The organism is Sphaerisporangium sp. NPDC051017 (assembly GCF_040683095.1).
Taxonomy (GTDB): Bacteria; Actinomycetota; Actinomycetes; order Streptosporangiales; family Streptosporangiaceae; genus Sphaerisporangium.
In genome coordinates, this window is sequence record NZ_JBFBCI010000132.1 from 1 (window position 1) to 5,038 (window position 5,038).

3 protein-coding genes are annotated in these 5,038 nt (G+C 61.2%); all 3 read left to right on the forward strand.

The genetic code is table 11. The features are described from left to right. Window positions 1-963, forward strand: a 963-nt coding sequence (locus AB0M95_RS40715) for an NYN domain-containing protein (protein ID WP_363777056.1), incomplete at its 5' end; no start/stop codon positions are given. Window positions 964-1,108: 145 nt separating this feature from the next. After that, window positions 1,109-2,098 (forward strand): hypothetical protein, encoded by a 990-nt coding sequence (locus AB0M95_RS40720; protein WP_363777059.1) that lies wholly within the window; start codon window positions 1,109-1,111, stop codon window positions 2,096-2,098. A gap of 376 nt (window positions 2,099-2,474) precedes the next feature. Further along, on the forward strand, window positions 2,475-5,038 hold a 2,564-nt coding region (locus tag AB0M95_RS40725), incomplete at its 3' end, for a Helicase associated domain protein (protein ID WP_363777062.1).

The window sequence follows — 5,038 nt, forward strand, 5'->3', positions numbered from 1 at the left end:
AAGCGAATACTGTTCATGGGTCGCTCTGGTTCTACGTCTGCGAATCGGCCTTCACTGAGGACGGCGCAGGCTACCTCTCTTCGGCTGGGTGTATTTTATGACGGCACCTGGTTCGATTACTTCTGGCAGTTCATGGCGGATCACTCTGAATGGCAGGCGAGCCCGTCATTCCCGGGGATCCATGATGCGCTGCGCTGGTACGTGCACAGAGAATTCGGTGTGTACCTTGATGAGATCGTCATCTCTGAGGCGCATTTCGTTCTCGGGCGGTTCGTTGGGTCTGAAACCGAATCCGCTCCGGCGTTGCGGATCGCGTCGGCGCGATGGGACCTTGTTCTCAAGAAGTCGGGAATCGTCCGTCATAGCGTGGTGTACGACGGCAACAAGGAGTCGGGGGCGGATGTCGCTCTGTCGTTGGCGGCATACTCGGCGGCGACCTCCCGTGCCGTAGATGTTGTGGTGCTCGTGACCGGGGACTCTGACTATTTGCCGCTGATTGACCGGCTCCGCAGTATGGGTGTTCCGGTGGTCATTCCGCAGATTTCCTCAGAGCGTGTCGCTACCACGGTGCGCACCGCTGCTTTGCTGGTAAAGGCCGCTGATCGTGCGCCTAAGTGGGTGGATCTGTTTTCGGCCGCGCTCGATCCTGCTTATCCGCTGATGTATCCGTTCAACGATCCGATTGTGGGGACCACGGGGAGTCCTCGCGCTGCTGACGGATATCGGTATGGGACGGTCCAGCGGTGGGAGCATTTCCAGAATCACGGCTTCATCCGGGACAAGCACGGAACGGCGTGGTTCGTCGGAGTGGCTGATCTTCCGCCTGGATTAAAGCGGCTACCGGTGGGTCAGGCCGTCCGATTCAATGGCGTCGATCGGATCCCGCAGGGTTGGAAATATCGGCAGGCTCACGCCGTCGTGCCCGTGGACGGCTCCGGGGCCGAGGGTTTGCCGAGACAGTAGCAATCTGTCATGAGTTGGCGGCGGCGCGGTGACGACCCCCAAGCCGCGCCGTCGCCTTGTCAGCACCTCTCCACCTTTCAAATCTCGACGGCGACAGTCGTTGCTGTTTCCACATATCCGCACGAGAAGAGAAGCGAACATTCCCATGAGCAAGCGTCTCAAGCCGTTTGAAGAGGTCCTTACCCTCCTTACCGGCTCCCCCCGGCGCGCTGGCGTCCCGGTCGATACGGCTACGGAGGTGCCTCTCGGGGATGTTCCCCGGGCGGGTTTGGCATGGACCGGCCGGAAGCCCTTTCTTCGCCGTCTGGGTATCGCGGTGGCTGCCTTCGGTGTCGGCTTGGGGGTGCGGGCGCTGCTGGATGTCTTATCGGTGGGGCTGTCGTTGCCGGTGGCTGCGGGGATCTCGGTCATTGTGCTCGTGGCGGTGGGACGTGTTCTGGTCAGCGCTCCGCTGACGGCATTCGGCCCCGTGGATTGGGCAACAGCGACCGCCTATTGGCAAGAACGGCGTCACGTCGTGCCAGAAGAGACACAGCATGTGCTCGCGGCATTTATGGCAAGAGTGCTGAGCAATGGAGGTATCAAGGCAATCTATCCGTTCTTTCTGCCGTGCCCGGACGGCAGGCAGGACGGCGGTTGTGATCACGGCTGGTGCCTCGTTGTAGGCGTGATGTGGCTGGGCAGGGTGCGCGTGGTCACCCTGGGGTATAGGGCCGCGCACTTGAGCCCTCCGGTTCTCAAGGCGTTCTTGTATCACCATTTGCGGCAGACGACCGGGTTCATGAATGGGTGGACGGTCGTACAGAACGGCTTGGCCGTTGCCGGGTGGTGGGTGGCCGGGTTCTTGCCGCTGCCGTTTGGCGTGGCGGTGATGGGCCTGGTGGCGATGATGCTGGTCATGGGCTTCGGGAACACGCTCGTCTGTGACGTGGCGGCGGTGCGTGCTGCCGGGCGGGATGCCAACCTCGCCGTGATGAAGATCGCCCGGTCGATGCGCGCAGGGCAATCGATTCAGGATCATCTGTGGACTGTGGCAACGGCCCTGCTGGCACCGTCGCCAATGCCGGTAAGGCTGCGGGTGGGCGTGGTGCGCGCGGCGGGATGGTTGCGGCGGGGTCCTCGCCTCGCCGAGTGACATTGCGAGCGTGGCGGCGCTTGACCGCGGGCCACGCGCAAGAGCTGGGGTCTCGGATGTGAGATCCCCTCGGTGCCCCTTCTGATCGGAGGTGGAGGGCGAAAGGAGAGTGCCTATCGATCGGTGCCGTTGATCAGTGACAGAGATACCCCACGTAGTCCCCGGCTTGCCGTGCCGGGGGCTACCTCTGTGAGCGGGAGCGCCGTGGCCGGCTGGATGGCCAAAGGCCACCCCGAAGGGGCGACCGTGAGGGAGTCCTGCCGGCGACTGTGCGAACGATTTGTGCGGCGCCGCTTTTTACGTCCGCTACGACGTGGCGGGCGGCCGTGCCGCCCTAGGGAGAGATGTGACAGCGAAGGTTCTACGGCCGCATCAAGTGACCGCCGTTGAAGCCCTCTACCGCGAGATTGCGACGGGTGGCCGCGCGCGGTTGACCATGGCGTGTGGGACGGGTAAGACGCTGACGGGCGCTGGATTCCTGGAGCGTATCGGGTGCGGCAGGTCCGTGGTCTTCGTTCCGACCCTGGAGCTGATCGCGCAGACTGCGCGGGCGTACGCGGACTATCTCGGTAGCGGTACGGGAGTCATGGCGGCGGTTTGCAGCGATCCGAGCGTGATGATCGAGGCCGCGCGGATCAATGCGAGCCTTGGCGCTCTTACGGCCGGAATCACGACCAGCCCCGATGTTCTGGCGGGCATCATGAGACGTTGGGATCGCCTGACGGTGTTCTGCACGTATCAAAGCCAGAGTGTGGTCTCGGATGCGCAGGCGCGTGGCGCACACGACTGGGACCTGATGGTCGTTGACGAAGCACATCTTAGTGCGGGGCATGACGGCAAAAAATGGAGCGGCGTTACGCGGGACGATTATATTCGTGCTAGTCGGCGTATATTCATGACCGCGACTCCGCGCATCTTAGAAGCTGCGGACGCGGTGAGCATGGACGATGACAGCGTCTACGGGAATGAGGTATATCACCTCAGTTTCGGCGAAGCCATTAAGCGACGGCTGGTCGCTGACTATCAGGTCGTAGTCCCATTTGTCACGACTGACGAGGTGCTGCGAGCGATGCGAGGAAGGCCCGTCGTGAAGGTTGGGGCGAAGCCTGTTTCAACTGAGATGCTCGCAGGACAGATCGCTTTGCTGAAAGCGGCTCGCCAATACGGACTCCGGCGAGTGATTACGTATCACAGTCGGGTGGCAGGGGCAAAGCAATTCGCTGCGACTCTCCCGAGTGTCGCGGAACTCTTGCCCGGAGAAGAACGACCGGCGGCGATAGACGCGGATGTCGTATCCGGAACGATGTCTCTAGACAAGCGTTACGGCGTGTTAAGTCGGCTGGAGCAACCCGGGGAAAAGACAGTGATTGTCTCGAACGCTAGAGTCCTGGGATTGGGTGTAGACGTGCCCGAACTCGACGCGATTATGTTTGCCGATGCGCGCAACAGTGTCGTTGATATCGTGCAGGCGATTGGCCGTGTGGTTCGTCTCGGCGATACTCGGGCGAGAAGAAAGGTCGCGACTATCATAGTGCCGATAGTTCTAGCCGAGGGCGAAACCCCGGACGCGGCACTGCAAGGCTCGAAGTTTGATCCCGTGTGGGAAGTGCTACGCGCACTGCGCGCACATGACAGCCGTGTAACGAATTGGCTGGACAGTGCGCGGAATACGGTGTTCGCCGATTCGTATTCTTCTGGATCGCTTCAACTCCCTCCGTGGCTTCACCTTGTCGGTAGCGAAGTTGACCCGAATTTCGGCAGCGCCATCACCGTACGGATCGTACGCGCGATCTCGTCAGGGACGGAAACGTACATCGCGGCGGCAGGTGCATACCACGCTAAGCATGGTGATCTGGAGGTCCCGGCTGCTTACGTCACGCAGGACGGTGTGCGGTTGGGCCGGTGGATCGCGTCCTTGCGAGGAGATCGGCGTTCACGGTTGAGCACGTCCGAAGTGCGTGCATTGGATGCCCTCGGGATGAGGTGGGAGCCGATGCAGCGAAGCCGGGTGAAGTTGTTCAAGATGCTGCGCGAATACCATCTCGAACACGGTACCTGTGAGGTTCCGGGAACTTACAGCGTCGGCGATTTCCGGCTCGGAAAGGAGATCGTATACCTGCGTACGCTCTGGAGAGCAGGCAGCCTATCAAGCGAGGAGGATGCAGAATTAAAGAGGCTCGGCTTTCGTTGGGAGGTCGGTCCTTGGGAACGCGGGATGAAGGCCGCTAGGGATTTCTATGAGACGAACAAGCATCTACGCGTCCCCTACGACTACAAAACAGCGACCGGTTTCCGGCTCTACGCCTGGGCGAAGAAACGGCGAACCGACCGCCGTAACGGCAGCTTGTCCGAGACGCAGATTTCGGAACTCGACCAACTGGGCTTTGTCTGGGATACGCCTTGGGAGCGTGGTGTAAGGGGGTGGGAGGAGCTTCGCAAGGCCGGTAAGCATCACCATATCCCGACGTCGTACAGGTCTAGTGAGGGAGTAGCCATGCACAGATGGGTTGCTAACCGACGCCTGGATCGACAGAGGGGTCGTTTGACTAAAGAGCAGATCGCCGAGTTGGACGCCAGTGGATTCATATGGGCAACCCCGTGGGAACGGGGGTTGCAAGCCGTACAGCGCTATGTGGCGGAGCATGGAGATCTAGACGTCCCAGTGGGCTATCAAGTGGAAGGCGGATTGCGGCTTGACGTGTGGGTGGCTACGCAGCGCACCAAGCGGGCTCGCGGGGTGCTCACGGCGAAGGCGATCAACGAGCTGACCAAGCACGGGTTCACCTGGGGTAGCGGTGCGGGCGGGCTAGACGACTTAATAGAGTTCCACGCGAAGCATGGGCATCTGCGAGTGTCCCGGAAGGCACGGAAGCCAGGTGAAAGAGATCTAGTGCATTTCTTAGTAAAGCAACGCAGGCTTAGGCGGCAGGGGCGGTTGTC

Coding starts and splice junctions, on each gene's coding strand:
- AB0M95_RS40720 (WP_363777059.1), top strand. CDS start 1,109: ATGAGCAAGCGTCTCAAGCCGTTTGAAGAGGTCCTTACCCTCCTTACC.